This is a genomic window from Streptomyces sp. 3214.6 (assembly GCF_900129855.1).
GTDB lineage: Bacteria > Actinomycetota > Actinomycetes > Streptomycetales > Streptomycetaceae > Streptomyces > Streptomyces soliscabiei.
Map to the genome: position 1 here is coordinate 7,023,265 of NZ_LT670819.1, position 25,547 is coordinate 7,048,811.

Genomic DNA, 25,547 nt, shown 5'->3' on the forward strand with positions numbered 1-25,547 from the left:
GTTGGTATCAGGTGGCCCTCCCGCACCGCGAGCGCATTACACCGCCACGTACGTCACCGGCTCACTGCCCGCCACCGCCTCCGCGCGGCCCTGTTTCACGAGTCGGCGGAGGTGGGCCTCGGCCTCGGAGACCGCGATGGTCCTCGAACCGTAGGGGATCTGCTGCCAGGGGCGGTTCCACTCCATGCGTTCGGCGAGCTGCCAGGGGGTGAGGGGTTCGGCCAGGAGTGACGACAGGTCCGTGAGACGGTCCTCGTGGTGGGTGAGCAACTCCCGTACCCGGGAGGGGGCGTCGGTGAAGGCGTGCTGGTGGGCGGGGAGGATCTCGGCGGGGGCGAGACGGCCGACGCGTTCCAGCGAGTCGAGGTAGTCGCCGAGGGGATCGGTGACCGTCGCGTCGTCGGGGTCCTCGTAGAGACCGATGTGCGGGCTGATCCCCGGGAGCAGATGGTCGCCGGAGAACAGACGGCCGTGGCCCGGGAGTCCGGCCGGGTGGCTCTCCTCCAGGTGGAGGCAGACATGGCCCGGGGTGTGGCCCGGCGTCCAGATCGCGCGCAGCCGACGGCCGGGCAGGTCCAGGAGTTCGCCGGGGACGATCTCTCGGTCGGGAAGCGCGGGGGAGAACCCGGGCGGCGTCCGGCGGCGGGCCGTGCGCAGCGGGGCCAGGTGCTCGTCGGGGGCGCCGGCGGCGGCCAGCTTGTCGGCCATGTACGTGTACCAGCGCTCGGGGCGGGTCTCCCGCGTCCGCCGCACGATCGACGCGTCCGCCGCGTGCATCGCCACCCACGCCCCGGACGCCTCCCGCGCCTTGGCCGACAGACCGTGGTGGTCGGGGTGGTGGTGGGTGATGACGACACCGTGGAGTTCGGCGACATCCGTACCGCAGGCCGCGAGCCCCGCGGTGAGGGCGTCCCAGGAGGCGGGATCATCCCATCCGGCGTCGATCAGCACCGGCCCGCGGTCGGTGTCGACGACGTAGACGAGCGTGTGCCCCAGCGGGTTGTCCGGGATGGGCACCCGAAGCGACCGCACACCCCCGCCATGATCGAACGCTTTCGTCATCTGCCCTCCGTCTCACGACCATTGCCCACTATAACTAGAACTGGTATCAGTTTCTGAAACACCGTCAGAAACGAAGGCAGTGGCCATGGCCGAGCTCGTGGAACACGGACAGCTGTTCATCGGCGGGGAATTGACCGACCCGCTGGGCAAGGACGTCATCGAGGTGGTCTCGCCGCACACCGAGGAGGTCATCGGGCGGGTCCCGCACGCGTCCACGGCCGATGTGGACCGGGCCGTCGCCGCGGCGCGGCGGGCCTTCGACGAGGGGCCCTGGGCGCGGCTGTCGCTCGACGAGCGGATCGCCGTGGTCACCCGCATCAAGGACGGCATCGCCCTGCGTCATGAGGAGATCGCCCGCGTGATCTCCTCCGAGAACGGCTCCCCGTACTCCTGGAGTGTCCTCGCGCAGGCCCTCGGCGCGATGATGGTGTGGGACGCGGCGATCAAGGTGGCCCGGGACTTCACGTACGAGGAGCGCCGCGACGGTGTGCTCGGGAAGATCCTCGTGCGGCGCGAGCCGGTGGGCGTGGTCGCGGCCGTCGTTCCCTGGAACGTCCCGCAGTTCGTGGCCGCCGCCAAGCTCGCGCCCGCGCTGCTCACCGGCTGCTCGGTGGTGCTGAAGCCGTCCCCGGAGTCGCCGCTGGACGCGTATCTGCTGGCCGAGATCACGCGGGAGGCCGGGCTGCCGGAGGGCGTGCTGTCGATCCTGCCCGCGGACCGCGAGGTCAGCGAGTACCTGGTCGGGCATCCGGGCGTCGACAAGGTCGCGTTCACGGGCTCGGTCGCGGCCGGGAAGCGGGTCATGGAGGTGGCCGCCCGCAATCTCACGCGCGTGACCCTGGAACTCGGCGGCAAGTCGGCGGCGGTCGTGCTGCCCGACGCGGACCTTGCCACGGCCGTCCCCGGGATCGTCTCGGCCGCCTTCATGAACAACGGGCAGGCCTGTGTGGCCCAGACCCGCATCCTCCTGCCGCGCTCGCGCTACGACGAGTTCGCGGACGCCTTCGCCGCGGCGGCGGCCGCGCTGGTCGTCGGCGACCCGATGGACCCGGCGACCCAGGTCGGGCCGCTGGTCGCCGAGCGGCAGCAGCGTCGGAACCTCGACTACATCCGGATCGGGCAGGAGGAGGGCGCGAAGATCCTCACCGGTGGCGGGCGTCCGGCGGGTCTGGAGCGCGGCTGGTATGTGGAGCCGACCCTCTTCGGCGACGTCGACAACTCCATGCGGATCGCCCGCGAGGAGATCTTCGGACCGGTGATCTGCCTCCTGCCCTACGGCGACGAGTCCGAGGCCGTGAAGATCGCGAACGACTCCGACTACGGGCTGAGCGGCAGCGTCTGGACGGCCGACGTTGGGCACGGTATCGAGGTCGCACGCCAGGTCCGTACGGGGACGTACTCCGTGAACACCTTCAGCCTGGACATGCTCGGCCCGTTCGGCGGCTACAAGAACTCCGGGCTGGGGCGGGAGTTCGGGCCCGAGGGCTTCGGCGAGTACCTGGAGCACAAGATGATCCATCTGCCGGCCGGCTGGGAGGGCTGAGGGATGGAGGTACCTCTCGCGCGAACGGATTCGAGCGCGGGCCCGAGTGCGGGGGCGGGGACGAGCGCGGGGGCGGGGACGAGCGCGGGGGCGGGGGCGAGCGCGGGGGCGGGCGACCGGTGGCACGTCGACGTGGACCGTTCGCTGTGCATCGGTTCCGCGCAGTGCCTCCATCGAGCGCCCGAGGGCTTCCGGCTGGACGCCGCGCGCCAGTCCCATCCGGTCGACCCCGACACGGACGCGAACGAGCAGGTGCTGGCGGCGGCGGAGAACTGCCCGGTGGAGGCGATCGTGATCACACTGATGGGGAGCGGGGAGGCGGTCTTCCCGCCGGAGGAGTAAAAATTTCCCTTTTGGGGTGTTCCATACCGCTTCAGGTGTTCTATTCTGTTAGTGGCCTACGGGGCGAGTGAGGGAGTTCGACCGGAGTAGCCGACTTGGGCGCGACGCCGAGAGGTACGGGCATCCGCTGAGGCCGACGTCGACGGTCGGACTGAGGGACCTGAAGGTTGCATGACAGGGCCTGAAGGCGACCCCCGATCGTCTCGTAGGTCCTTTCTGTGCGCGTGGGTCCGTCGCGTCATGCGTGCGGGCGCGGGTCCGTCACGTCGATCAGGCGGCACACCGTCTCGATGTCGATTCGGACCTGGGCGATGGAGGCGCGGCCCGACAGCCAGGTGATCAGCGCGGAGTGCCAGGTGTGCTCGATGACGCGGACCGCGGAGAGCTGCTCGGGGGTCGGATCGGTGAGGCCCATCGCGTCCAGGATGATCGCCGTCGTCTGACGCGAGACCTGGTCGACCTCCGGAGAGACGCTTCGGTCGGCGAAGGTCAGCGCGCGCACCATCGCGTCCGCCAGGTGCGGCTCGCGCTGCAGTGCGCGAAAGGCCCGCATCAGCGTCTCCGCGACCCGCTCGGCCGCCCGCTCGCCCGTCGGCGGCTTCTTTCGCAGCGTGCCGTGCATGTGCTCCAGCTGGTCCTGCATCGTGGCGACCAGCAGATGCACCTTGGACGGGAAGTACCGGTAGAGGGTGCCGAGGGCGACCTGCGACGACTCCGCGACCTCCCGCATCTGCACCGCGTCGAACCCACCCCGGCTGGCCAACTGCGCGCTCGCGTGCAGGATGCGGCGGCGGCGCGCCTCCTGCCGCTCGGTGAGGGGCGAGGACTGCGCCTTGCTCCCCTTGGCTTCCGCGTTCCCCTTGGCTTCCGCGGGCGTGGCTGGCGTGGGTGGCATGGGTCTCGTTCCGGTCCGTTCCGTGACAGTCCTGGTGACAGTCGGTGAGGGGCGGTGATCATGCGGTTCGGCAGAGCGGTCGGTCGTGGCGTGAATCACCTGATCCACTGCTCCCAGCGCTCTTACCTGCCGGTAGATTCAGAGCCTCCCGGACGATCAAGTCTGAAACTTGTTCTAGATTAGCGTCCCGTCGTAGTCTCGCGGGACCATGCAGGCAGAAGGGGGCCCGGAGTGACCGCTGAGGCCAGTCAGGCGGGGTCTCGGCATGACCTCGCGGCCGACGGCAAGCGACCGCTCAACATCGCGCTCCTCACCTATAAGGGGAACCCGTTCTGCGGGGGCCAGGGCGTCTACGTACGGCATCTCTCGCGTGAGCTCGTCCGCCTCGGTCACCGCGTCGAGGTGATCGGCTCCCAGCCCTATCCGGTGCTGGACCCGGTGGACCCGGCCCATGACGACCGCCTCTCGCTCACCGAGCTGCCCAGCCTCGACCTGTACCGCCAGCCGGACCCCTTCCGCACCCCGAAGCGCGGTGAGTACCGCGACTGGATCGACGCCCTCGAGGTGGCGACGATGTGGACCGGCGGGTTCCCCGAGCCGCGGACCTTCGCCCTGCGTGCCCGCCGTCATCTGCGCGCCCGGCGCGGGGAGTTCGACGTCGTGCACGACAACCAGACCCTCGGCTACGGCCTGTTGGGGGACCTCGGCGCACCCCTGGTCACCACCATCCACCACCCCATCACCGTCGACCGGCAGTTGGAGCTGGACGCCGCCGAGGGATGGCGCCGGCGCTACTCCGTGCGCCGCTGGTACGCGTTCACCCGCATGCAGAAGCGCGTCGCGCGCCGGCTGCCGTCCGTGCTCACCGTCTCCGGCACCTCCCGCCAGGAGATCGTCGACCACCTCGGCGTCCGCGACGACCGCATCCACGTCGTCCACATCGGCGCCGACACCGACCTGTTCTCGCCGAACCCGGCCGTGCCGCAGATACCCGGCCGGATCGTGACGACGTCCAGCGCGGACGTCCCCCTCAAGGGTCTGGTCTTCCTCGTCGAGGCGCTGGCGAAGGTGCGCACCGAGCACCCGCGCGCCCACCTCGTCGTCGTCGGCAAGCGCCCGCACGAAGGGCCGGTCGCCCAGGCGATCGAGCGGTACGGCCTCGAAGGCGCCGTCGAGTTCGTCAAGGGCATCTCCGACGCCGAACTGGTCGACCTGGTGCGCTCGGCGGAGGTCGCCTGCGTGCCGTCGCTGTACGAGGGCTTCTCCCTGCCGGCCGCCGAGGCCATGGCCACAGGCACCCCGCTGCTCGCCACGACCGGCGGGGCGATCCCCGAGGTCGCCGGGCGCGACGGGGAGACCTGCCTGGCCGTGCCGCCGGGCGACGCAGGCGCGCTGGCCGCGGGCCTGAGCCGGCTCCTGGGCGACCCCGCGCTGCGGGCCCGGCTGGGTGCGGCCGGGCGGGAACGGGTGCTGGACCGTTTCACCTGGGCGCGGGCCGCTGAGGGAACCGTGGCCCGCTACCGCGAGGCGATAGCCGACGGCCGCCGCGCAGGTACTGCCGTGGCTCCCGCCGCCCCCGAAGCCGCCGTCGTCGAAACCGCCGAGGCCGTTGCCGCCGGTCGTGGTGTCGACGCCGTTGACGCCGTTGACGCCGACGGCGTCGTATCCGAAGCATCCGATCGCGAAAGCAGGGCCACGTGCTGACCGTCGACTTCTCCCGGTTCCCGCTCGCCCCGGGCGACCGAGTCCTGGACCTCGGCTGTGGGGCGGGGCGGCACGCCTTCGAGTGCTACCGGCGGGGCGCCCAGGTCGTGGCGCTCGACCAGAACGGCGAGGAGATCCGCGAGGTCGCCAAGTGGTTCGCGGCGATGAAGGAGGCCGGGGAGGCCCCCGAGGGTGCCACCGCCACCGCCATGGAGGGCGACGCCCTGGCGCTGCCCTTCCCCGACGAGTCCTTCGACGTCGTCATCATCTCCGAGGTCATGGAGCACATCCCGGACGACAAGGGAGTGCTCGCGGAAATGGTGCGCGTGCTGAAGCCCGGCGGCCGCATCGCGATCACCGTGCCGCGCTACGGCCCCGAGAAGGTCTGCTGGACGCTCTCCGACGCCTACCACGAGGTCGAGGGCGGCCACATCCGCATCTACAAGGCGGACGAACTGCTCGCGAAGATCCGCGAGGCGGGACTCAAGCCGTACGGCACCCACCACGCCCACGCGCTGCACTCTCCGTACTGGTGGCTCAAGTGCGCGTTTGGCGTGGACAACGACAAGGCGCTGCCGGTGCGGGCGTACCACAAGCTGCTGGTCTGGGACATCATGAAGAAGCCGCTCGCGACCCGCGTCGCCGAGCAGGCGCTGAACCCGCTGATCGGCAAGAGCTTCGTGGCGTACGCGACCAAGCCGCACCTTCCCGCGCTGTCCGAGGTGGCCGCCAAGTGACCACCCCCCGGACAGAACACCTCGTCCTGCCCGGGGTCCTCACCGCCGAGCAGGCCGCCGCGACCGTCGCCGGGATCCTCGCCGTGCAGCGCGAGGACGGTGCGATCCCCTGGTTCCGGGGCCACCACCTCGACCCCTGGGACCACACCGAGGCCGCGATGGCGCTGGACGCGGCGGGCGAGCACGAGGCCGCCGAGCGGGCGTACACCTGGCTGGCCCGGCACCAGAACGACGACGGCTCGTGGTTCGCGGCGTACGCGGACGGCGCCTTCGACGAGGTCACCGACCGCGGGCGCGAGACGAACTTCGTCGCCTACATAGCCGTCGGCGTCTGGCACCACTACCTCTCCACCGGCGACGACACCTTCCTGGACCGCATGTGGCCGGCCGTCTACGCGGCCGTCGAGTACGTGCTGCGGCTCCAGCAGCCCGGCGGGCAGATCGGCTGGCGGCGCGAGGACGACGGCGCCCCGACCGCCGACGCCCTGCTCACCGGCTCCTCCTCGATCCACCAGGCGCTGCGCTGCGCGCTGGCGATCGCCGGGCAGCGCGAAGAGGCCCAGCCCGACTGGGAGTTGGCGGTCGGCGCGCTACGGCACGCCATACGACGGCATCCGGAGCGGTTCCTCGACAAGGACCGCTACTCGATGGACTGGTACTACCCGGTGCTGGGCGGCGCGTTGACCGGCACGGAGGCCAAGTCCCGTATCGAGGCGGACTGGGAGCGGTTCGTGGTGCCGGGACTGGGGGTGCGGTGCGTGGTCCCCAACCCGTGGGTGACGGGGGGCGAGTCCGCCGAACTCGCCCTCGCGCTGTGGGCGATGGGCGAGTCCGATCGGGCGCTGGAGATCCTCCAGTCGATCCAGCATCTGCGGGACGCGGAGTCGGGGCTGTACTGGACCGGGCTCGTCTTCGAGGACGAGGCGATCTGGCCCCGGGAACTGACCACGTGGACCGCCGGGTCGCTGCTGCTGGCCGTCGCCGCCCTCGGGGGACATGAGGCGACGTGTGCCGTGTTCGGCGGGGAACTGCTTCCTTCCGGGCTCGAGGTCGACTGCTGCGCCTGAGGGCGCGGTGGCCCCCTGGCGTGCCTCAGTGGCGGTGGACCCTGTTGGCGATGGCGTGGCCCACGAAGAGGTAGACCACCGCCGCCAGGCCGTAGCCCGCCACCACCCTTGCCCAGGCCTCGTCGAAGGTGAACAGGTCATGGGACCAGCCGGCGAGCCAGCGGGCCGTGTCATGGATGAACTGCACGAAGGAGTTGGCGCGGTTCGCGTCGAGCAGGTACATCAGGATCCACAGGCCCAGGATGAGGGCCATGATGTCGGCGACGACCGCGATGACCGTCCCGGCCTGATTGGCGCCGTTGCGATATCGAGGGGACATGCCTTTCGGGTTGCCGTTCGACGCCGAACGAAACCCGGCCGGTGCGTGTCGCGGCCATTCGCCCCGTGCCGGGGTGGAGTTGACGCCTTGCGGTCGTCAGGAGTTGAGCTCGGCCAGCACCCGCAGGGTGTGCGGGTCCGGGGCCACGACCAGGAGGTCGGTCACCGGGGTCTTGCGCCAGGCCTGAAGCCGTTCGGCGATGCGCTCGCGCGGGCCGACGAGGGAGATCTCGTCGGCGAATGCGTCCGGGACGGCGAGCACGGCCTCCTCGCGCCGGCCGGACAGGAACAGCTCCTGGATGTGCCGCGCCTCCTCCTCGTAGCCCATGCGCGCCATCAGGTCGGCGTGGAAGTTGCGGGTGGCGTGGCCCATGCCGCCGATGTAGAACCCGAGCATGGCCTTCACCGGCAGCAGCCCCTCCGTGACGTCGTCGCAGACCAACGCCCGTACGAGAGGAGCGACCCGGAAGCCCTCGGGCAGCGCCGCCACCGCCGGGCCGTACGCGTCCGGCCGGTTCGGCGACCAGTACAGCGGCAGCCAGCCGTCGGCGATACGGATCGTCTGGGCCACGTTCCGCGGGCCCTCCGCGCCCAACAGCACCGGCAGGTCGGCGCGCAGGGGATGGGTGATCGACTTGAGCGGCCTGCCGAGGCCGGTGGCGTCCGGGGCACGGTAGGGGTGGGAGTGGAACCGGCCGTCCAGTTCCACCGGGGCCTCCCGACGCAGGACCTGCCGGACGACGTCCACGTACTCCCGGGTCGCGGTCAGCGGCGACTTCGGGAACGGGCGGCCGTACCAGCCCTCCACCACCTGCGGGCCCGACAGGCCGAGCCCGAGCATCATCCGGCCGCCGGAGAGATGGTCCAGGGTCAGGGCGTGCATCGCGGTCGTGGTGGGGGAGCGGGCCGCCATCTGGGCTACGGCCGTACCCAGCGAGATCGTCGAGGTCCGTGCAGCGATCCAGGTGAGCGGGGTGAAGGCGTCCGAGCCCCAGGACTCCGCCGTCCACACGGAGCCGTAGCCGAGCCGTTCCGCCTCGCGCGCCAGCTCCACATGGTCGGGTGAGGGGCCGCGGCCCCAGTAGCCGAGCGCCAGACCGAGCCGCATACCAGCCTCCTGACGGTACGTCAGATACGGGGCTGCGACTGTACGACAACGGCCCCCCGCCCGGAAGGGCGAGGGGCCGTAGCCGTTGTACGGGAGCGTGGGCTCAGCCGCGCTGGATGCCGGAGGTGTCCCGCAGCACGCCGCGTCGGCCGTCCTGGGTCTGGGCCACCAGGCCCTGGGCGCCCTGCTCGACCGCGAGGTACCAGGTGCCCGGCGCCAGTTCGGCGATGGGCATCGGCGCGCCGTCCTCCGCGTACAGCGGACGCGGCACCGGCACGGCGAACCAGAACGGCGAGAAGTCCACGGCCGGCGGCTGCGCCGGACCCGGCTGAGCACCGAACGGCGACTGTCCCGGCTGCCCACCCGGCTGACCGGGCTGCCCCGGCTGCGGCTGACCGCCGAACGCCGACGGCTGCGGCCCGCCCGGGTAGCCGTAACCCGCGGGCGGCTGCGCACCGTAGGGCTGGGGGGCCGGCGGCTTGGGCGCCGGGATGAGGCCGACCTGCAGGGCCGGGACGAGGGGGGTGGCGACAGCGGCCGCGGCGAGCAACAGGGTGGCGATGAGAGCGAGGATCAGGCCCATCCCGGCGGAGGGGGCGTTCGAGTTGTCCCCGCCGAAGTTGTCCAGGCCGCCGACCGGGTCGACGACGTTGCCGAGGGCGCTCCAGGCGGCGAACACGGCGAACGCGACACCGAACGCGCCGAGTTCCAGGCCGGCGATCTTGCGAGGGTTCGGCAGACCGCGGGCGACGACAATGAGCGCGGCGGCGATGAGGCCGGCCAGGACAACACTGAGCAGGACCGGTCCGCTCGACCAGAGGCTCGGGATGTCGAGGCTGCTGGGCGCGTTGTCGTACGAGTAGTTGTCGAGGAACGACGCGATGAACAGCAATACCGCTGCTCCGATCACCACGCCGTCGCCTCGAGTGAGGGAGCGGATATTCACTTCAGGTCCTTCGTCAGTCGTCTCGTCGTCGGTACACGCATACACGTATCGGTAGAGGCGTCGCTGTCACCATGTCGCCGTCAGGCCCCGGTGTGAAGCGTGGGGGTGGCCCCTCATCGTAGGGACGACACTATCGTCCGCACGATTGTGCTGTCCGCCGTGATCAGCGCGCTGATCACTACCCGTGCAGGAAACTCACGATTCCCTCAGAGATCCCTTGCGCCGCCTTCTGCCGCCAGGCGCCACTGGTCAGCAACGCCGCGTCCTTGGTATCGCGCATGTTGCCGCACTCGATGAACACCTTGGGAACCGTTGACAGATTGAGACCGCCCAGGTCCTTTCGCGTGACGAGACCGGTCCCGTCGCCGATGTAGTTGGCGGGCGAACTGCCCGTCGTGCGCGCGAAGTCGCCCGCGATCAGCTTCCCGAGGTCCTTCGACGGGCCCACGACGGCACGGGTGTCGGCGGCGCCCTCGTGCACCGTGGCCGGCAGGATCACATGGAAGCCGCGGTCGCCGGCTCCGGCGCCGTCGGCGTGGATCGAGACGACCGCGTCGGCGTGCGCCGCGTTCCCGATCCGGGCGCGCTCGTCGACACACGGGCCGTACTCCCGGTCGCCGTCCTGCGTCAGCTTCACCGTGGCGCCCTGCTGTTGCAGCAGCGTGCGCAGCCGGTGGGCCACGTCCAGCGTGAACTCCGCCTCGCTGTAACCGGAGTTCGTGGATGTGCCCGTAGTGTCGCATTCCTTCCAGTTGGTGCCGATGTCCACCTTGCGGTTGATGGCGGCGGTGTGCTGGACGTTGTCGGGGTTGTGGCCGGGGTCGATGACGACGACCTTGCCCTTGAGGGAGGCGGGCGCGGCGGTCGAGGCGATGCCGCCGGCGCCCTGCTTACCGTCACCGCTCGCGCCGCCGGCCGGCGAGCCGTCGGTGGGGGAGCGCAGCGTGGACGACGAGGCCGCCGCTCCCGCCCCCCGGTCCGTCCCACCGTCCCCACCGGTCCCCGTTCCCGTCCCGCCCAGCGCCTCGTACGCCAGCCAGCCCAGCAGTGCCCCGGGCACGAGCGCGGCGAGCGCCACGGTCAGCGGGCGGCGCAGCGGGGAGCGGCGCGGCGACGCGGAGCCGAAGCGATCGGAAGGGCCGAAGGGGTCGGAGGAGCCGGGGTTCGAGCCTGTGTACGACACGCCTGCCACCCTAACGGGCATCCCGGGGACGGCTCAGGCGGAAGGCGGCCGGACGGATGACGGGCGGCCGGCCTCCCCTTCACCCGCCCGACGCATGTCCGCCATCCCCCTATTTCGCTATTCCGCATTCCGCTGTTCCGGTACTTCGGTGTTCCGCTATTGCGCGAAGTCCACCCCGTTGGGCGTCGTGCCCTGTGGCACCAAGCACACGAACCAGTCGTACGGGGTCCCCTCGACCGAGCGGATGGCGGACTTGTCGGTGTTCGGCTCTTCGTTCGCCGGTGCGTTGACCAGCTCGGTCCTCGTGCCGTCCTTCCAGTTGCAGGTCACCCGCTTGGTCGTCTCGGTGAGAGGGCCCAACACCACGCGGTCGGGGCTGCCCGGGCCGGGGGGCGCCGGGACGGTGATGACCTGCTTCGTCGGGGCCGGGGGGCCGTCGGACCCGTCGATCAGGCCGGCATGGATCAGGGTGCCGGGGCCGTTCTCGTCTCCGGTGCTGCGCAGGAAGATGGCGATCCTGCCGACCAGATCGGAAGGCTTCCGCACGGTCGGGAGGGTCTCGCGGTACTGCGCCATCGCCTTCAGCTCGGCCTGGGCCCCCGCCGCGTCGCGTGGTGCCGGCCACACATCGATCGCGACCTTCCACGGCTTGCCCTGGTCGGTTCCGGTCCCCAGGATCGTGCGGCTGGGGGACTGGACCGCGCCCGGCGTTCCCGTTGCCGCCGGCGTCACCCGCTCCCCGCCGCCCCCCGGCAGTCCGCCGGCCGCCAGCGCCCCTGTCGAGCCGACGACCACCAGGGCCATGGCCGCCACGACAGCCGAGCGGCGGGCCCTGCGGCGGCGGCCGCCGCGGATGACTGCCTGGGTGGGGGCTATACCGATCTCGACCTCGTCCGCGGCGTCGGCCAGCAGGCCTGCGATGTCGTGCTGTGTCATGTCGTGGTTCGTCTCCCGGTCCGCGCTCATCACTTCCGCCCTCCGTGCGTCGCTGTGTCCGCCAGTTCCGGTATGGCGCGGAGTTTCGCGATCCCCTTGGCCGTGTTGCTCTTCACGGCGCCGACCGAACAGCCCATCGCCGCGGCCGTCTGCGTCTCGGTCAGGTCCTCCCAGTAACGCAGCACCACCGCCTCCCGCTGCCGCGGCGGCAGTTCGGCCAGCGCCTTCAGCAGGGTGTGCCGGTCGTCGGCTCGGGCGATCACGTCGCCGGTGTCGGCGACCTCGTGCGCGAGGCCCGAGTCGTCGCCCCTCGGAGCGAGGAACTCGCGCAGCTTCCTGCGGTACTTGCGGGCATGCGCGTTGATCATCACGCGCCGTACGTACGCCTCCGGTTCGTCGGCCGCGCCGACTCTGCGCCAGGCCACGTAGACCTGTTCCAGCGTCGACTGGACCAGGTCCTCCGCGGCGTGCTGTTCCCCCGTGAGGAGAAATGCCGTGCGCATCAGCCGCGGCCAGCGGCCGACGACGAAGGCTTGGAACTCCGTGTCCCTGTCCTGCTTCCGATCCCCCATGGGCACTGCACCTCCTAGATGTTCAAAGGAGGCCATGAGCGGCCCGGATCGTTGCCTCAGGGAGCGGAGATCTTCCGCGGCAGGCACACCAGCATCAGTAGCGCCACGTCCACGACCGACACGTCGGTGTGTCAAGAGAAGCTAAAGAAATTGTTAGTACGCCAAAGCATCGGAATAGTTGCCCGTGCATACAGGTTCAGCTCCCATGTAACCGGCGAAGCGCCACCCTCGTAACCCCCGAAGCACCGCCCCCGGAGGCCCCACCCCATGACGCACACGACGACCGACCGGCCGGCCCGCCCAGCGAGCGGAGCCGTCGTCCCGGTGCTCGCCTTCGCGGGCATCGTGGTCGCGGTGATGCAGACCCTGCTCGTCCCGGTCATCAAGGACCTGCCGCAGCTGCTGGACACCGCGCCCAGCAACGCCACCTGGGTCCTGACCTCCACCCTGCTGTCCGGCGCCGTCGCCACCCCGATCATGGGCCGCCTCGGCGACCTGTACGGCAAGCGGCGGATGCTGATCCTCAGCCTGTCCGTGATGGTCGTCGGCGCGCTCGTCAGCGCGCTCACCAGCGACCTGCTCATGATGATCGTGGGCCGTACGCTCCAGGGCTTCGCCATGGGCGCCATCCCGCTCGGCATCGGTCTGATGCGGGACATGCTGCCGCGCGAGAAGCTCGGCTCGGCGATGGCCCTGATGAGCTCCTCCATCGGCGTGGGCGGCGGCCTCGCCCTGCCCGCCGCGGCCCTCGTCGCCCAGCACGCCGACTGGCACGCCCTGTTCTACGGCGCCGCCGGCCTCGGCGCCCTCGCCATCGCCCTGACCCTCCTCGTCGTCCCCGAGTCCCCGGCCCGCGCCGAGGGCACCTTCGACGTGCTGGGCGCGATCGGCCTCTCCACCGGCCTCGTCCTCTTCCTGCTGCCGATCACCAAGGGCAGCGACTGGGGCTGGACCTCCGGCACCACCCTCGGACTCTTCGCCGCCGCGGCCGTCGTCCTCATCCTGTGGGGCGTGATGGAGCTGCGCGTGAAGGCCCCGCTGGTGGACCTGCGCACGACGGCCCGCCCCGCCGTCCTCTTCACCAACCTCGCCTCGATCATGGTCGGCGTCTCCTTCTACGTCGTCTCCCTCGTCCTGCCGCAGCTCCTCCAGCTGCCGACCTCCACCGGCTACGGCCTCGGCCAGTCGATGGTCGTCGCCGGTCTGCTCGTCGCGCCGCTCGGCCTGACGATGATGATCACCGCCCCCGTCTACGCCCGGCTGTCCGCGAAGTACGGCCCCAAGGTCACCCTGATCCTCGGCATGCTGATCATCGCGATCGGCTACGGCGCCGGCCTCGGCCTGATGAGCGCCGCCTGGCAGAGCCTCGTCATCGCCGTGCTGCTGGGCGCGGGCATCGGCCTCGCCTACTCCTCCCTGCCCGCGCTGATCGTCGGCGCGGTCCCGGCCTCGGAGACCGGCGCGGCCAACGGCCTCAACACCCTGATGCGGTCCATCGGCACGTCCGTGTCGAGCGCCGTCATCGGCATGGTGCTGGCCAACACCGCGAACAACGTGAACGGCGTCGCGATCCCGACCATGCACGGCTTCCGCGTCTCCTTCCTGATCGCCACGGCCGCCGTCGCCGTCGGCCTGGTCCTCGCCCTCTGCCTGCCGAAGCAGCAGCGCCCCGCCACGGCTCCGCAGCTGCGCGCGAGCAGCGAGGAGGACGTCAACCTGGAGCACGCCGAGGAGGTCCTGCGGGGCTTCCGCGGACGGGTCCTGGACGCCGACGGCGCCCCGGTCGCCCGCGCCAAGGTCACCCTCATCGACCGCCGAGGCCGGCAGGCCGGCGCCACCCTGTCGCAGGAGGACGGCCGCTACACCCTCGCCGTCCCGGCCCAGGGCGCCTACGTCCTCGCCGCCAAGGCCACCGGCCACGGACCCCTCGCGAGCTCCGCGACCCACGCCGGCGACGAACGCCCGGTGGACCTCGACCTGGCCCTGCCGGGCGAGACCGTCATCACCGCCTGACGTCCGCCCCGGCCCGTCCGCCCCGGCCCGTCCGGCCCGTCCGGCCCGTCCGACCCGCCCCCCGTCGTGCACGCGACGGGGGGCGTGGTGCAGCATGGGGCAGCCCGCCACCCGCACACCCCGCACGCACCACCGGAAGGACCCCCCATGACCGCGGCACCCAAGCCCGAGATCCTGGCCGCGTTCGAGGCGGCGAAGGGGTTCATGCCGGTCGACGAGGGCCTCGCGCTGTACGCCGCCGCCGTCGAGGCGGGCGCGCTCGGGCTGCCGCTGTTCGAGGTCGGCACCTACTGCGGGCGTTCCACGATCCTGCTCGCAGACGCGGCCCGGCAGGCCGGCGTCAGCGCGCTCACGCTCGACCACCACCGGGGCAGCGAGGAGCAGCAGCCGGGCTGGGAGTACCACGACCCGGAGACCGTGGACCCCGAGGTCGGCCTGATGGACACGCTGCCCACCTTCCGCCGGACCCTGCACCGGGCCGGCCTGGAGGAGCATGTGGTCGCGCTGGTCGGGCGGTCGCCGCAGATCGCCGCGTTCTGGAACGCGCCCCTCGGCCTGGTCTTCGTCGACGGCGGCCACACCGACGAGCACGCCACGTCCGACTACGAGGGCTGGGCGCCGCATGTCGCCGAGGGCGGGCTCCTCGTCATCCACGACGTGTTCCCCGACCCCGTCGACGAGTTCACCGGCCAGGCCCCCTACCGCGTCTACCTGCGCGCCCTGGCCTCCGGGGCCTTCACGGAGGTCTCGGACACCGGCTCACTGCGGGTGCTGCGGCGCACGGGCGCCGGAGTCTAGGGCGTCGTACGCCTTCGGCGGCGGTGGAGAAGTACGCCCGCCACGGCCACCAGGGCCGCCGGGACCAGCACGGCGGGCCGCAGGACGGACCGGTACAGCGGGGCCGGGGACGCCTCCAGCGGGATGGCGGCGACGTCGTTGCCGGGCGTGCGGTCGAACGGGTTGTACGTGCGGATGGTGCCCTTGGCGCCCGGGACCTGCCGGTCGATGCGGATGTGGAAGTCTATGGCGGTCGTGCCGTCGTAGCGGAGCCCCGCGTAGAACGCGTCGGAAGCGACCTCGCAGACGAACGTCCCGCCCGGCTTCTCGGGCCGGTCGCAGGCCCACTTCATGTCGTCGCCCTCGAAGTCGTACGGGATGGAGGTGACCGTGGTGCCCTCCGGCGGGACCACCTCGAAGCGGCCCAGCTCCTCGTCCCCCGTCAAGCGGCCGGGGCCGAGGTCGCGCACCCCGAGCCGTACCTTCACCGTGTCGCCGACCCGGCCCCGCACGCTCGCGGTGACCGGACGGTAGTCGGCCTGCACGGTGGTGGTGATCCCGACCCTGCCGTGACTGTCGCCGAAGGCCTGGGCGGCGGTGCGGACGAGGGTGAGCGGGGCGCCCGTGCCGCGCACGGTGTGGTCGGCGGGGCGGGACGGGGGCGACGACCAGTTGTAGGTCACCTCGCCGGACAGCGTCTTGGGCGCGGTGACCGTGTAGACCAGCGGGGCGCTCGTGCGGTAGGCGGCGCCCGCCGCGGCCTTCGTGGGGAACGTGCACCACGCCGAGGTGGGCGCGGAACCGGCGTAGAAACAGTTGCTGTGCCGGGCGGTCAGCGTCAGCCCCTCCGAGACGTTGACCTGCAGGGCGACGCCCGGCTGCGCGGGGAAACGGGTGTTGTTGGCCAGCCGTGCGGTCACGTTCGCGGGTTTCCCCGGTGCCAGCCCGCGCACGCCCTTCTCCTGTCCGGGTGCGGACAGCGTCGGACCGCCGACCGTCATCCGGGTGGTGCCGGTGATGGTGGGCGCGTTGTCGGCGGTCGCGGTGTACGTGACCGTCCCGCTGTCGCCCGGCTCGACGCCGTCGACGCCGAGGAGGGCGAGGGGTTCGTAGCTCTCGCCGTCGCCGTTCTGCAGGTTGCCGTAGTGGCAGGTGTAGATCGGGCCCTCGGCCTTGCACATCTCCCTGTCCCCGAGCCGGGCGACGCCCGCCAGCCCCGATGCGTCCACGACGACCCTGACGTTGCGCGCCGGTTCGCCGCCCTTGCTCTTCTCGACGAAGACGGGGACGTGGAAGTCGTCGTTCGAAGCCTTGGCCCCCTCGTCGGCGTTGTACATGACGAAGGTCTTCACGGTCTCGAACCGCATCACGACCTGGCCGGGGCCGTCGGAGCCATCGGCCGCGGCGGGTGCCGACGCCGACGCGAACACGGCCACGAGAGCTGCCGCCAGGGCGGCCCCGCGTGTGCAGAGACGCCGGGGGATCGGTATCGGTAAGGGCATCCCGGCACTATGCCAGCACCGGTCCGGTCCGCTACGGCCGGCCTTGCCGTCACAGCCAGCCCTGGTGCCGTGCCTCCCGCATCGCCTCCATGCGGTTGCGGGTGCCCGTCTTGCCGATCGCGGAGGAGAGGTAGTTGCGGACCGTGGACTCCGAGAGGTGCAGCTTGGCGGCGATGTCGGCGACCGTCGCCCCGTCGACGGAGGCCTTCAGGACGTCGCACTCGCGGCCGGTGAGGGGGTTCGGGCCGGCGCCGAGGGCGGCCGCGGCCAGTGCCGGGTCCACGACCGTCTCGCCGGTCAGCACCCGGCGGACCGCCTCCGCCAGCTCCTCCACCGGGCCGTCCTTGACCAGGAAGCCCGAGGCCCCGGCCTCCATGGCCCGGCGCAGATAGCCGGGCCGGCCGAACGTGGTCAGGATCAGCACCCGGCAGTCCGGTGCCTGCTCGTGCAGCTCGGCGGCCGCGTCCAGGCCGCTGATGCCGGGGAGTTCGATGTCGAGGAGCGCGACGTCCGGGCGGTGGAGGAGGGCCGCGTCCACGATCGCGTCCCCGGTGCCGACCTGGGCGACCACCTCGATGTCGGCCTCCATCCCCAGCAGCAGGGCCAACGCGCCGCGCATCATGCCCTGGTCCTCCGCGAGCAGCACCCTGATGGACTTGGTGGGGCGCTGGTCGCGGGGCATTTCGTTCACGGGCCGGCCCGGCATCTCGTTCACGGCACCAGGTTAGGGCCGGCGGCCACGGACGGCGCACTGTCCGTGGGCTCCCGCGGTGCGGACGTCTGGTGCGTCGGGGCTTGCGTGGGCAGTTCCGAGGACGGTTCCGTGGGCAGTTCCGCGGTGACCGTGAAGCCGCCGCGCGCTCCCGGGCCCGCCGTGAGCGAGCCGCCCGCCGTCGCGAGGCGCTCGCGCAGGCCGGTCAGACCGGTGCCGCCGCGAGGCGGGCGGCAGTCGTCGCCACCCGTGCCACTGCCACTGACACCGTCGCTGCCCCTGACACCGCCACTGACACCGTCGCTGCCGCCGGTGCCGTTGTCGGTCACCGTCAGCCGGACCCGCTCCGGGGCGCCCGTCACGGTGATCTGGCAGCGGGTCGCCCCGCTGTGCCGGACGACGTTGGTGACGGCCTCCCGCACCACCCAGCCCAGCAGGGCCGCGGTCTGCGGCTCGGGCGGCGGCCCGGACCGGCTCACCGAGGGTTCGACGCCCGCCGCCGTCAGGGCCGAGCGGGCCCGGTCCAGCTCGGTGACCAGACTGCCCTCGCGGTAGCCGGTGACCGCCTCCCGGATCTCGGTCAGCGCCTGGCGGCCCACCGCCTCGATGTCCATGACCTGGGAGAGGGCCGCGTCCATGTCGCGCGGCGCCAGCCGCCGGGCCGCCTCCGACTTCACCACGATCACCGACAGGGTGTGGCCGAGCAGGTCGTGCAGATCGCGGGAGAAGCGCAGCCGTTCCTCCTCCACCGCCCGGCGGGCCAGCTCCTCGCGGGCGGCACGCAGTTCCCGTACGGCCTCGGAGAGGGAGAGGATCGCGGCCGTCACCATCGTCGAGATCCAGGTGGCGTAGGCGATGGTCAGGCCGTCCCAACCGTCGTGGACGCAGGAGACCACCCCCGCGAGGGCGGCCAGCGCGGTACCCAGAGCGCGCAGTCGGGCACCGCGCAGGGTCGCGCCCGTCGCGAGGCCCAGCAGCGGGAGGAACAGCAGCCAGTTGCCGCCGTAGGCGAGAGCGAGACCGAAGGTGACCAGGGCCAGCAGCCCCAGCGCCATCCGCGTGGAGGTCGCCTCTCGTGCCTGCTTCGCGAAGGCGCGGCTCGCGACGTAGATGTACAGCGAGTTGAACGACAGCAGGCCGAGGCCGCCGATCCACGGATTCGGCGTCTCACCGTGGAACAGGTTGGAGATCGCGCCCATCCCCAACAGCAGCCACGGCATCAGGGAGAACGCGTTGGCGGGCGGGCCCGGGTCCTCGGGGACCTGTCCGGCCTTGCGGGCGGCCTTGTACTCGGCCTTGAGGCGCTGCTTGTTGTCCTGCCAGTACCGCTGCTGCCTGCGCCCCTCCCGGACTGCCGAGCGCAGGGCATCCCGGCGGCACGCCTGTGCGCGCCGCCAATCCTCGAACGACCTCGTCATGCTTCCGTCCCCCGTTCCGTTCTCACACCCACCGCTCCACGACGGTGCTGCTGTCCACGACGCTACGGTTCCGGGGGCGTCCGCGGCAGTGCCGGATGTACGGACTCGGCCGGGACAAATGTCACCGGCGAGGCCACCGACCATGTCACCGACCATGTCACCGACCACCGTTTCTGACATGCCGTCAGGTGTCTTCACAAGTCCCGAGGCCTGGGCTATACAGGGGGTCGCCGCACTGGAACGCGTTCTAGAGCGGGCGGGTTCCGCGGCCCCGTCACGACCTCGGTGCGGCCGATCGGTGCGGACGGCCGTGCCGAGGTCTCCCAGCAGCCCGAGAAACATCAGGAGCTTCATGCCCATCGACGCAGCCAAGGCGCTCGCCGCCGAACCCCGCTCCGGCGAGATCTCCTGGATCCCCAAGGACGTCCAGCTCTACCACCTCGGCATCGGCGCCGGCGTCCCCGCCACCGATCCCGACGAGCTGCGCTACACCCTGGAGTCCCGGCTGCACGTCCTGCCGAGCTTCGCCACCGTCGCGGGAGCCGGCTCGCCCGGCGTGATCAGCGGACTGTCCATGCCCGGCGTCGACGTCGACCTCGCCCGCGTCCTGCACGGCGGTCAGCGTCTGGAGATCCACCGCCCCCTGCCGGCGCAGGGCCGGGCGACCGCCACCGGGCGCATCGCCGCCGTCTACGACAAGGGCAAGGCCGCCGTCCTCGTGATGCGCACCGAAGTCGCCGACGCGGACGGCCCGTTGTGGACCAACGACGCCCAGATCTTCGTACGCGGGGAGGGCGGCTGGGGCGGCGACCGGGGTCCGTCCACCCGACTCGATCCGCCCGCGGGTGACCCCGACAAGGTTGTGGAGCGGGCCGTCCGCGAGGACCAGGCCCTGCTCTACCGTCTCTCCGGCGACTACAACCCCCTGCATGCCGACCCCGAGTTCGCCGAGCGAGCCGGGTTCGAGCGGCCCATCCTGCACGGCCTGTGCACCTACGGGATCACCCTCAAGGCGGTCGTCGACACCCTGCTCGACGGCGAGGTGCCCCGGGTGCGCTCGTACGCCACCCGCTTCGCCGGGGTCGTGTACCCGGGCGAGACCCTGCGCATCCGGATGTGGCGGCAGGACGACACCACACTCCGGGTGGCCGTGAACGCCGTCGAGAGGGACGACGCGCCCGTCCTCGCCGACACGATCGTCGAACACTTTTGAACTCGCGATGACCTGAGGGGAGCCGCACCATGCGCGCAGCCGTACTGCACGAGATCGGCCAGGACAAGCTGGAGGTCCTCGACGACGTCGAGGCGGTGGGCTTCGGCCCCGGACGGGTCAGGATCCGGGTGCGGGCCACGGGGCTGTGCCACTCGGACCTGTCCGCGATGAGCGGGGTGCTGCCGCAGCCCGCGCCGTTCGTGCCCGGCCACGAGGGCGCGGGCGAGGTCCTGGAGGTGGGGGAGGGCGTCACCAGGGTCAAGCCCGGCGACCGGGTCGTCGTCTGCTGGCTGCCGGCCTGCGGGGCGTGTCCCGCCTGCAAACGCGGCCAGACCGAGCTGTGCCTGGCCGGGTTCATGAACGCGGGCACCCCCAACTTCCGGCGTGCGGGCGGGGATCTGTTCGGCATGGCCGGCACCGGCACCTTCGCCGAGGAGGTCGTGGTCGACGCCGGCTGCGCGGTCCCGATCCCCGACGACGTCCCCTTCGACATCGCCGCGCTCATCGGCTGCGGGGTGACGACGGGCCTGGGCGCCGCCCTCAACACCGCGGACGTGGCCGCCGGTTCGTCGGTCGCCGTCATCGGCTGCGGAGGCGTCGGCATCTCCGCGATCCAGGGCGCGCGGCTCAGGGGCGCCGCCGAGATCGTCGCCGTGGACCCGGTCGCCTCGCGCCGTGAGGCCGCACTCGACTTCGGCGCCACGAAGGCCGTTTCGCCCGAGGAGCTGCCCGGAGCGAAGCAACTGGTCACCGGCGGCGAGGGGTTCGACTACGTCTTCGAGGTCGTCGGCCGCTCCGCCACCGCCCGTACCGCCTACGAGAACACCCGGCGCGGCGGCACCCTCGTCGTCGTCGGCGCGGGCGCCCTCGACGACTTCCTCCAGCTCAACATGTTCGAGCTGTTCTTCGACGAGAAGCGGATCCTGCCCTCGATGTACGGCGGCGGGGACGTCCTGAGCTCCTACGAGCGGACGATCGCCCTGTGGCGGGCCGGCCGGATCGACCTGTCGGGTCTGATCACCCACCGCGTGCCGCTCGCCGAGATCAACGAGGCGCTGGACCAGATGCGTACGGGAGCGGCCCTGCGTACCTGCATAGAGATCTGAGGCGTTGCATGTCGCTGCCACTTGAGGGACTCGCGGCGATCGTCACCGGCGCAGGGCGCGGGCTCGGCCGGGCCGAGGCGCTGGAGCTGGCCCGACTGGGCGCGGCCGTCGTCGTCAACGACTACGGGCAGCCCGGCCGGGACGGGTCGGGCGAGGCGTCGGCCGGCCCCGCCGAGGAGGTGGCTCAGGCCATCCGGTCGGCCGGCGGCACCGCGCTCGCACACACCGGGGACGTCGCCGACTTCCAACAGGCCCGTCAGCTCGTCGAGTTGGCGATCACCGAGTTCGGCAAGCTGGACGTCCTGGTCAACAACGCGGGCATCCTGCGCGACCGTATGGTCTTCTCGATGGCCGAGGGGGAGTGGGACGCGGTCGTCCGGGTCCATCTCAAGGGCCACTTCAACACGATCCGTTTCGCCGCCGCCCACTGGCGTGAACGGTCCAAGGCGTCGGGCGGGTCGGTGTACGGGCGGATCGTGAACACCTCGTCGGAGGCGTTCCTGGCGGGCTCGGCCGGACAGCCCAACTACGCTGCGGCGAAAGGCGGAATCGTCGGACTGACGACGTCCACGGCGCTCGCGCTCGCCAAGTACGGGGTGACGGCCAACGCCATCTGCCCGCGCGCCCGCACCCGGATGACCGAGGACGTCTTCGCCGGGTTCGAGCAGCCGGACGAGGGCGGCCTCGACCCGCTCGCCCCCGAGCATGTCGCCCCGCTGGTCGGCTACTTGGCCTCACCGGCCGCCGCCCGGATCAACGGACAGCTGCTCGTGGTGCACGGCGGCATGATCGCCGTCGTCGAACGGCCCAGGGTCCGGGCGAAGTTCGACAGCAAACAGGACACCTTCACCTACGACGAGCTCGACGCCGTCCTCACCCCGCACTACGCGCAGCGGCCGCCTGCGGAGACGTTCGCGGCGGCGGAGGTGCTGGGGCTGCGACGCGGGGAGGGATAGGGCAAGCGAAGGGGCCCCGGTCGTCCGTCCATGGACGGCCGGGGCCCCTTCGGTGTTCCGCGTACTGCTCAGGCAGCCGTTTCCTGCTCAGTCAGCCGTTTCGTTTGCTCAGCCGGCTTGCGGTGCCGGCCGTGCGGGGCCGAGTCGCCGTCGTGGGACGAGACCGGGCCCCGGTGCCGGCCGTGACCGGCCGTCTCCTGGGAGTCGGTGGACAGCGGCTGCATCGTGCTTGCGTCGCTCATCGGAAAAGTTCACCCCGTCAACATGATCTTTCTTTACAGCCGGGCGATTTTATCCAGCACACCGCGGGGCGAATCCAGGCGGCCACGCCAACCGCAGCTACTTCGTTACAAGGCTGCCGAGAGGCGCCTGTTGGAGAGGGATCGGGCGGCGGGCAAGAGGCGGTCGGGAGGGATCCCACCCCTCGGCGCCCGAGGGCCCTTCGAGCAGTGAGGCATCGTCGCGGGGCGCGGACGAGGGCGGCGCCGTGACCGGCGCCTGAAGCGGCGCCACCCCGCAGGGCTCCGCCGCCGTGGCGTACGGCAGACGGAGCACACCGGCCGCCGTCCACAGCCCGCTGCCTGCCAACCAGCCCTCGGGGGCGGCGAGTTGATGGAGCCGTCGGTCCATCGGGCGCCAGACGCCGACCCAGGTGCCGAAGGGGCCGTCGATGCGCAGCCCCACCGCGCAGCCCTCCGGCAGGAGCACCTGGCCCGGCTGGATCGCGAACGGGGTGAGCCTGTGGCCGGGCAGGTGCAGGGACTCCGGGAAACGGACCGGCAGAATGCTGCCGAGGACGCCCCAGCCCAGCCGGGTCTCGCCCGGGGTGGGGGCGTCCGAGCCGATGAGCAGCAGCCCGCTGTCGGGGTCGGCGAGCAGCAGACGGTCGTCGCTGTCGGCGGAGATCTGCAGCAGCTCAGACACCTCGCCGCCGCGCTCCAGATCCACCACGATCGCCTTGGTCCGCCCGCCGACCTCACGGTCCAGCGCCAGCATCCGGCCCGTACGGTCCAGCCAGACGCCGCCCGAGCAGCGGCCGGGGATCTCGGCGAGGTGCTCGGGGCCGAAGGCGCCGCCCGCGACCAGCCACAGGGCCGTCGTGCTGCGGCCGACGGCCAGGGCATACGCGCGTTCGCCGCAGGGGGCCGGCGGGAGCAGGCGCAGCCGGGTGCCCTCGTCCGGGCACTCGACGGCGCCCAGCGGCAGCTCGCCCGTGCCGGGGCCGGTCGGGTACAGCAGCGAGAAGGCGTGCCGGCCGTCGGTCGGCCGCCGGATCAGGACCCGGCCGTCGGCCATCGGCTGCACCTCCGTGCCCGGCTCCTCGGGCTGGTTGCCGGGCAGCGGCACGGCGTACGGCTCAGGGCCGTCCAGGGTCCAGCGCTCCGGGAACCAGCAGTCGCCGGCCCGGGCCAGGCGCGCGGCGTAGGCGCCGTCCGCCGTGATCACGCAGTCCGCGTGCGGCGGCATACCGGGCTCGGCGCCGCCGCTCCCGGGAGCCTCAGGAACCTCGGGGACCTCGGGGACCTCGGGGACATCGAGTGCCTCAGGCACCTCAGGCACCTCAGGGGCCTCCCCGTCCGTCGCTGTGGGCTCGATCGCACAGGCCGGCATCGTCATCGTTCCGCCACCTCCGGCACACGAAGCTAGTTTTCGCACGCACGGACGTGGGACCGACGGGCGGTCCACTTCCCTCATAAGAGTGGTGCAGAAGCGATTCGCCTGAGGGGTGTGGAAGCGGTGTGCATCGGCCGGGTCGGCATCGACGGCAGCGGTACAGGCTCGTAGAACGGCCAGGTAGCCTTGGCCCGTGCCCCGTCTGTCTGAAGTCATCGCCGCGCTGGAGAACCTGTGGCCCGCCGAGCGGGCCGAGTCCTGGGACGCGGTCGGCACGGTCGTGGGCGACCCCGAGCAGGAGGTCTCCCGGGTTCTGTTCGCCGTCGATCCCGTCCAGGAAATCGTCGAGGAGGCCATGCGGCTCGGCGCCGGTCTGCTCGTCACGCACCATCCGCTGTACCTGCGCGGGACGGCCACCGTCGCGGCCTCCACCTTCAAGGGCCGCGTGGTGCACACCCTCATCAAGAACGACATCGCCCTGCACGTCGCTCACACCAACGCCGACACCGCCGACCCGGGGGTGAGCGACGCCCTCGCCGGCGCCCTCGACCTGCGGGTCGTACGGCCCCTCGTACCGGATCCGAGCGATCCCGAGGGGCGGCGCGGGCTCGGCCGGGTCTGCGAGCTGGACCACCCGATCACCGTCCGCGAGTTCGCCGCCCGGGCCGCCGAGCGGCTGCCGGCCACCGCGCAGGGCATCCGGGTGGCCGGCGACCCCGAGGCGGTCGTGCGGACCGTCGCCGTCAGCGGCGGGTCAGGCGACAGCCTCTTCGACCACGTCCGCGCGGCCGGCGTCGACGCCTTCCTCACCGCGGACCTGCGCCACCACCCGGCGTCCGAGGCCCGCGCGCACAGTCCTCTCGCCCTGCTCGACGCGGCGCACTGGGCCACCGAGTGGCCCTGGTGCGAGCTGGCGGCCGCCCAGCTCGACGAGATCTCCGACCGGCGGGAATGGGACCTCAGGGTCCATGTCTCCCGCACGGTCACCGACCCCTGGACCGCCCACGCGGCGTCCACCACCGCCACCACCGACCCACTGGGAGCCCCCAACTGAACGCCGCGCCCGCCGACCAGATCCGACTCCTCGACGTCCAGGCCCTCGACGTCCGGCTGCAGCAGCTGGCGCACAAGCGGAGGTCTCTGCCCGAGCACGCCGAGATCGAGGCGCTGACCAAGGACCTCACCCAGCTGCGCGACCTCCTCGTCGCCGCGCAGACCGAGGAGAGCGACACCGCCCGCGAGCAGACCAAGGCCGAGCAGGACGTGGACCAGGTGCGCCAGCGCGCCGCCCGCGACCAGCAGCGCCTGGACTCCGGGGCCGTCACCTCCCCGAAGGACCTGGAGAACCTCCAGAAGGAGATCGTCTCCCTCGCCAAGCGCCAGGGCGACCTCGAGGACATCGTCCTGGAGGTCATGGAGCGCCGCGAGTCCGCGCAGGAGCGGGTCGCCGAGCTGACCGAGCGCGTCGGCTCCGTCCAGGGGAAGATCGACGACGCCACCGCGCGCCGGGACGCCGCCTTCGAGGAGCTCGACGGCGAGGCCGCCACGGTGACCAAGGAGCGCGAGGTCATCGCCGGGTCCATCCCCGCCGACCTCCTCAAGCTCTACGACAAGCTGCGCGAGCAGCAGGGCGGCGTCGGTGCGGCCAAGCTCTCCCAGCGCACCTGCCAGGGCTGCCGGCAGGAGCTGTCGATCACCGACTTCAACGAGGTTCGCGCGGCCGCGCCCGACACGGTCGTCCGCTGCGAGAACTGCCGTCGCATCCTGGTGCGCACGTCCGAGTCCGGTCTGTGATCGGTCGTTTCGAACGGTAAGGGGCTTAC

At 71.8% G+C, this 25,547-nt stretch carries 25 protein-coding genes; 12 read left to right on the forward strand and 13 right to left on the reverse strand.

Going from position 1 to position 25,547, the window contains the following annotated elements; all coding sequences use genetic code 11:
* Nucleotides 1-36 precede the first annotated feature (36 nt).
* Nucleotides 37-1,062: an MBL fold metallo-hydrolase gene (locus B5557_RS31735; protein WP_079662661.1), complete on the reverse strand. Its 1,026-nt coding sequence runs from the start codon at nucleotides 1,060-1,062 to the stop codon at nucleotides 37-39.
* Nucleotides 1,063-1,147: 85 nt separating this feature from the next.
* Between B5557_RS31735 and B5557_RS31740 the strand changes: the two genes are divergently transcribed.
* Both B5557_RS31740 and B5557_RS45440 read left to right on the forward strand, forming a co-directional pair.
* Nucleotides 1,148-2,605, forward strand: coding sequence for an aldehyde dehydrogenase (locus tag B5557_RS31740; RefSeq protein ID WP_079662662.1), 1,458 nt, complete (start codon nucleotides 1,148-1,150; stop codon nucleotides 2,603-2,605).
* A 132-nt stretch (nucleotides 2,606-2,737) separates the two neighbouring features.
* Entirely contained in the window at nucleotides 2,738-2,947 is a 210-nt protein-coding gene (locus B5557_RS45440) for a ferredoxin (protein ID WP_231976099.1), read from the forward strand.
* Between the two features lie 238 nt (nucleotides 2,948-3,185).
* Here the strand turns inward: B5557_RS45440 and B5557_RS31750 are convergent, their stop codons facing one another.
* A complete protein-coding gene (locus B5557_RS31750) occupies nucleotides 3,186-3,842 on the reverse strand; it encodes a TetR family transcriptional regulator (RefSeq protein ID WP_079662664.1) in 657 nt (218 codons plus the stop codon).
* Between the two features lie 231 nt (nucleotides 3,843-4,073).
* Between B5557_RS31750 and B5557_RS31755 the strand changes: the two genes are divergently transcribed.
* From B5557_RS31755 to B5557_RS31765, 3 genes are read left to right on the forward strand one after another with little or no spacing between them, the layout of a single operon-like run.
* Nucleotides 4,074-5,546 carry a glycosyltransferase family 4 protein gene (locus tag B5557_RS31755; RefSeq protein ID WP_079662665.1) on the forward strand — a complete coding sequence of 491 codons (1,473 nt, stop codon included), beginning with the start codon at nucleotides 4,074-4,076 and terminating at the stop codon, nucleotides 5,544-5,546.
* Nucleotides 5,540-6,283 (forward strand): class I SAM-dependent methyltransferase, encoded by a 744-nt coding sequence (locus B5557_RS31760; RefSeq protein WP_079662666.1) that lies wholly within the window; start codon nucleotides 5,540-5,542, stop codon nucleotides 6,281-6,283. The genes B5557_RS31755 and B5557_RS31760 overlap by 7 nt, the downstream gene beginning before the upstream one ends.
* Entirely contained in the window at nucleotides 6,280-7,350 is a 1,071-nt protein-coding gene (locus B5557_RS31765) for a prenyltransferase/squalene oxidase repeat-containing protein (RefSeq protein WP_079662667.1), read from the forward strand. Before B5557_RS31760 ends, B5557_RS31765 begins: the two co-directional genes overlap by 4 nt.
* 25 nt (nucleotides 7,351-7,375) lie before the next feature.
* Here the strand turns inward: B5557_RS31765 and B5557_RS31770 are convergent, their stop codons facing one another.
* From B5557_RS31770 to B5557_RS31795, 6 genes are all read right to left on the reverse strand, one after another.
* Nucleotides 7,376-7,669, reverse strand: coding sequence for a hypothetical protein (locus B5557_RS31770; protein ID WP_079662668.1), 294 nt, complete (start codon nucleotides 7,667-7,669; stop codon nucleotides 7,376-7,378).
* A 96-nt stretch (nucleotides 7,670-7,765) separates the two neighbouring features.
* A complete protein-coding gene (locus B5557_RS31775) occupies nucleotides 7,766-8,776 on the reverse strand; it encodes an LLM class F420-dependent oxidoreductase (protein ID WP_079662669.1) in 1,011 nt (336 codons plus the stop codon).
* A gap of 103 nt (nucleotides 8,777-8,879) precedes the next feature.
* Nucleotides 8,880-9,722 carry a DUF5336 domain-containing protein gene (locus B5557_RS31780; RefSeq protein ID WP_079662670.1) on the reverse strand — a complete coding sequence of 281 codons (843 nt, stop codon included), beginning with the start codon at nucleotides 9,720-9,722 and terminating at the stop codon, nucleotides 8,880-8,882.
* Nucleotides 9,723-9,900: 178 nt separating this feature from the next.
* Nucleotides 9,901-10,905, reverse strand: coding sequence for an N-acetylmuramoyl-L-alanine amidase (locus tag B5557_RS31785; RefSeq protein ID WP_443031291.1), 1,005 nt, complete (start codon nucleotides 10,903-10,905; stop codon nucleotides 9,901-9,903).
* Nucleotides 10,906-11,061: 156 nt separating this feature from the next.
* Nucleotides 11,062-11,871 carry a hypothetical protein gene (locus B5557_RS31790; RefSeq protein WP_231976100.1) on the reverse strand — a complete coding sequence of 270 codons (810 nt, stop codon included), beginning with the start codon at nucleotides 11,869-11,871 and terminating at the stop codon, nucleotides 11,062-11,064.
* Nucleotides 11,871-12,413: a SigE family RNA polymerase sigma factor gene (locus tag B5557_RS31795; RefSeq protein WP_079662673.1), complete on the reverse strand. Its 543-nt coding sequence runs from the start codon at nucleotides 12,411-12,413 to the stop codon at nucleotides 11,871-11,873. The genes B5557_RS31790 and B5557_RS31795 overlap by 1 nt, the downstream gene beginning before the upstream one ends.
* Before the next feature lie 267 nt (nucleotides 12,414-12,680).
* Between B5557_RS31795 and B5557_RS31800 the strand changes: the two genes are divergently transcribed.
* Both B5557_RS31800 and B5557_RS31805 read left to right on the forward strand, forming a co-directional pair.
* Nucleotides 12,681-14,426: an MFS transporter gene (locus tag B5557_RS31800; protein WP_079662674.1), complete on the forward strand. Its 1,746-nt coding sequence runs from the start codon at nucleotides 12,681-12,683 to the stop codon at nucleotides 14,424-14,426.
* 147 nt (nucleotides 14,427-14,573) lie between these two features.
* Nucleotides 14,574-15,224, forward strand: a complete 651-nt coding sequence (locus tag B5557_RS31805; RefSeq protein ID WP_079662675.1) for a class I SAM-dependent methyltransferase — start codon at nucleotides 14,574-14,576, stop codon at nucleotides 15,222-15,224.
* Here B5557_RS31805 and B5557_RS31810 read toward each other — a convergent pair.
* The 3 genes from B5557_RS31810 to B5557_RS31820 are packed head-to-tail and all read right to left on the reverse strand — an operon-like array spanning nucleotide 15,221 to nucleotide 18,835.
* Nucleotides 15,221-16,705: a hypothetical protein gene (locus B5557_RS31810; protein ID WP_079662676.1), complete on the reverse strand. Its 1,485-nt coding sequence runs from the start codon at nucleotides 16,703-16,705 to the stop codon at nucleotides 15,221-15,223. The two genes, B5557_RS31805 and B5557_RS31810, sit on opposite strands and share 4 nt — an antisense overlap.
* 49 nt (nucleotides 16,706-16,754) lie before the next feature.
* Nucleotides 16,755-17,387, reverse strand: coding sequence for a response regulator transcription factor (locus B5557_RS31815; RefSeq protein ID WP_079665117.1), 633 nt, complete (start codon nucleotides 17,385-17,387; stop codon nucleotides 16,755-16,757).
* A gap of 29 nt (nucleotides 17,388-17,416) precedes the next feature.
* Nucleotides 17,417-18,835 carry a sensor histidine kinase gene (locus tag B5557_RS31820; RefSeq protein WP_079662677.1) on the reverse strand — a complete coding sequence of 473 codons (1,419 nt, stop codon included), beginning with the start codon at nucleotides 18,833-18,835 and terminating at the stop codon, nucleotides 17,417-17,419.
* A gap of 352 nt (nucleotides 18,836-19,187) precedes the next feature.
* On the opposite strand from B5557_RS31820, the gene B5557_RS31825 reads away from it, so the two are divergent.
* From B5557_RS31825 to B5557_RS31835, 3 genes are read left to right on the forward strand one after another with little or no spacing between them, the layout of a single operon-like run.
* Nucleotides 19,188-20,048: a MaoC/PaaZ C-terminal domain-containing protein gene (locus tag B5557_RS31825; RefSeq protein WP_079662678.1), complete on the forward strand. Its 861-nt coding sequence runs from the start codon at nucleotides 19,188-19,190 to the stop codon at nucleotides 20,046-20,048.
* Between the two features lie 29 nt (nucleotides 20,049-20,077).
* Nucleotides 20,078-21,154: a Zn-dependent alcohol dehydrogenase gene (locus B5557_RS31830; protein ID WP_079662679.1), complete on the forward strand. Its 1,077-nt coding sequence runs from the start codon at nucleotides 20,078-20,080 to the stop codon at nucleotides 21,152-21,154.
* 8 nt (nucleotides 21,155-21,162) lie between these two features.
* Nucleotides 21,163-22,110, forward strand: coding sequence for a 3-oxoacyl-ACP reductase (locus tag B5557_RS31835; RefSeq protein WP_079662680.1), 948 nt, complete (start codon nucleotides 21,163-21,165; stop codon nucleotides 22,108-22,110).
* Nucleotides 22,111-22,178: 68 nt separating this feature from the next.
* Here B5557_RS31835 and B5557_RS44315 read toward each other — a convergent pair whose 3' ends face one another.
* Nucleotides 22,179-22,352, reverse strand: a complete 174-nt coding sequence (locus B5557_RS44315) for a hypothetical protein (protein WP_173877753.1) — start codon at nucleotides 22,350-22,352, stop codon at nucleotides 22,179-22,181.
* 97 nt (nucleotides 22,353-22,449) lie between these two features.
* Entirely contained in the window at nucleotides 22,450-23,721 is a 1,272-nt protein-coding gene (locus B5557_RS31840; protein WP_079665118.1) for a hypothetical protein, read from the reverse strand.
* 196 nt (nucleotides 23,722-23,917) lie between these two features.
* Between B5557_RS31840 and B5557_RS31845 the strand changes: the two genes are divergently transcribed.
* Nucleotides 23,918-24,778 (forward strand): Nif3-like dinuclear metal center hexameric protein, encoded by an 861-nt coding sequence (locus tag B5557_RS31845; protein WP_079662681.1) that lies wholly within the window; start codon nucleotides 23,918-23,920, stop codon nucleotides 24,776-24,778.
* Nucleotides 24,775-25,518, forward strand: coding sequence for a zinc ribbon domain-containing protein (locus tag B5557_RS31850; RefSeq protein WP_180291724.1), 744 nt, complete (start codon nucleotides 24,775-24,777; stop codon nucleotides 25,516-25,518). The genes B5557_RS31845 and B5557_RS31850 overlap by 4 nt, the downstream gene beginning before the upstream one ends.
* Nucleotides 25,519-25,547 lie beyond the last annotated feature (29 nt).

Excerpts from the sequence above, each read along its gene's own strand:
- B5557_RS31735 (WP_079662661.1), bottom strand. The coding sequence starts at position 1,062 with ATGACGAAAGCGTTCGATCATGGCGGGGGTGTGCGGTCGCTTCGGGTG.
- B5557_RS31740 (WP_079662662.1), top strand. The coding sequence starts at position 1,148 with ATGGCCGAGCTCGTGGAACACGGACAGCTGTTCATCGGCGGGGAATTG.
- B5557_RS31750 (WP_079662664.1), bottom strand. The coding sequence starts at position 3,842 with ATGCCACCCACGCCAGCCACGCCCGCGGAAGCCAAGGGGAACGCGGAA.
- B5557_RS31770 (WP_079662668.1), bottom strand. The coding sequence starts at position 7,669 with ATGTCCCCTCGATATCGCAACGGCGCCAATCAGGCCGGGACGGTCATC.
- B5557_RS31775 (WP_079662669.1), bottom strand. The coding sequence starts at position 8,776 with ATGCGGCTCGGTCTGGCGCTCGGCTACTGGGGCCGCGGCCCCTCACCC.
- B5557_RS31790 (WP_231976100.1), bottom strand. The coding sequence starts at position 11,871 with ATGAGCGCGGACCGGGAGACGAACCACGACATGACACAGCACGACATC.
- B5557_RS31795 (WP_079662673.1), bottom strand. The coding sequence starts at position 12,413 with ATGGGGGATCGGAAGCAGGACAGGGACACGGAGTTCCAAGCCTTCGTC.
- B5557_RS31800 (WP_079662674.1), top strand. The coding sequence starts at position 12,681 with ATGACGCACACGACGACCGACCGGCCGGCCCGCCCAGCGAGCGGAGCC.
- B5557_RS31805 (WP_079662675.1), top strand. The coding sequence starts at position 14,574 with ATGACCGCGGCACCCAAGCCCGAGATCCTGGCCGCGTTCGAGGCGGCG.
- B5557_RS31810 (WP_079662676.1), bottom strand. The coding sequence starts at position 16,705 with ATGCCCTTACCGATACCGATCCCCCGGCGTCTCTGCACACGCGGGGCC.
- B5557_RS31815 (WP_079665117.1), bottom strand. The coding sequence starts at position 17,387 with ATGCCCCGCGACCAGCGCCCCACCAAGTCCATCAGGGTGCTGCTCGCG.
- B5557_RS31820 (WP_079662677.1), bottom strand. The coding sequence starts at position 18,835 with ATGACGAGGTCGTTCGAGGATTGGCGGCGCGCACAGGCGTGCCGCCGG.
- B5557_RS31825 (WP_079662678.1), top strand. The coding sequence starts at position 19,188 with ATGCCCATCGACGCAGCCAAGGCGCTCGCCGCCGAACCCCGCTCCGGC.
- B5557_RS31830 (WP_079662679.1), top strand. The coding sequence starts at position 20,078 with ATGCGCGCAGCCGTACTGCACGAGATCGGCCAGGACAAGCTGGAGGTC.
- B5557_RS31835 (WP_079662680.1), top strand. The coding sequence starts at position 21,163 with ATGTCGCTGCCACTTGAGGGACTCGCGGCGATCGTCACCGGCGCAGGG.
- B5557_RS44315 (WP_173877753.1), bottom strand. The coding sequence starts at position 22,352 with ATGAGCGACGCAAGCACGATGCAGCCGCTGTCCACCGACTCCCAGGAG.
- B5557_RS31840 (WP_079665118.1), bottom strand. The coding sequence starts at position 23,721 with ATGCCGGCCTGTGCGATCGAGCCCACAGCGACGGACGGGGAGGCCCCT.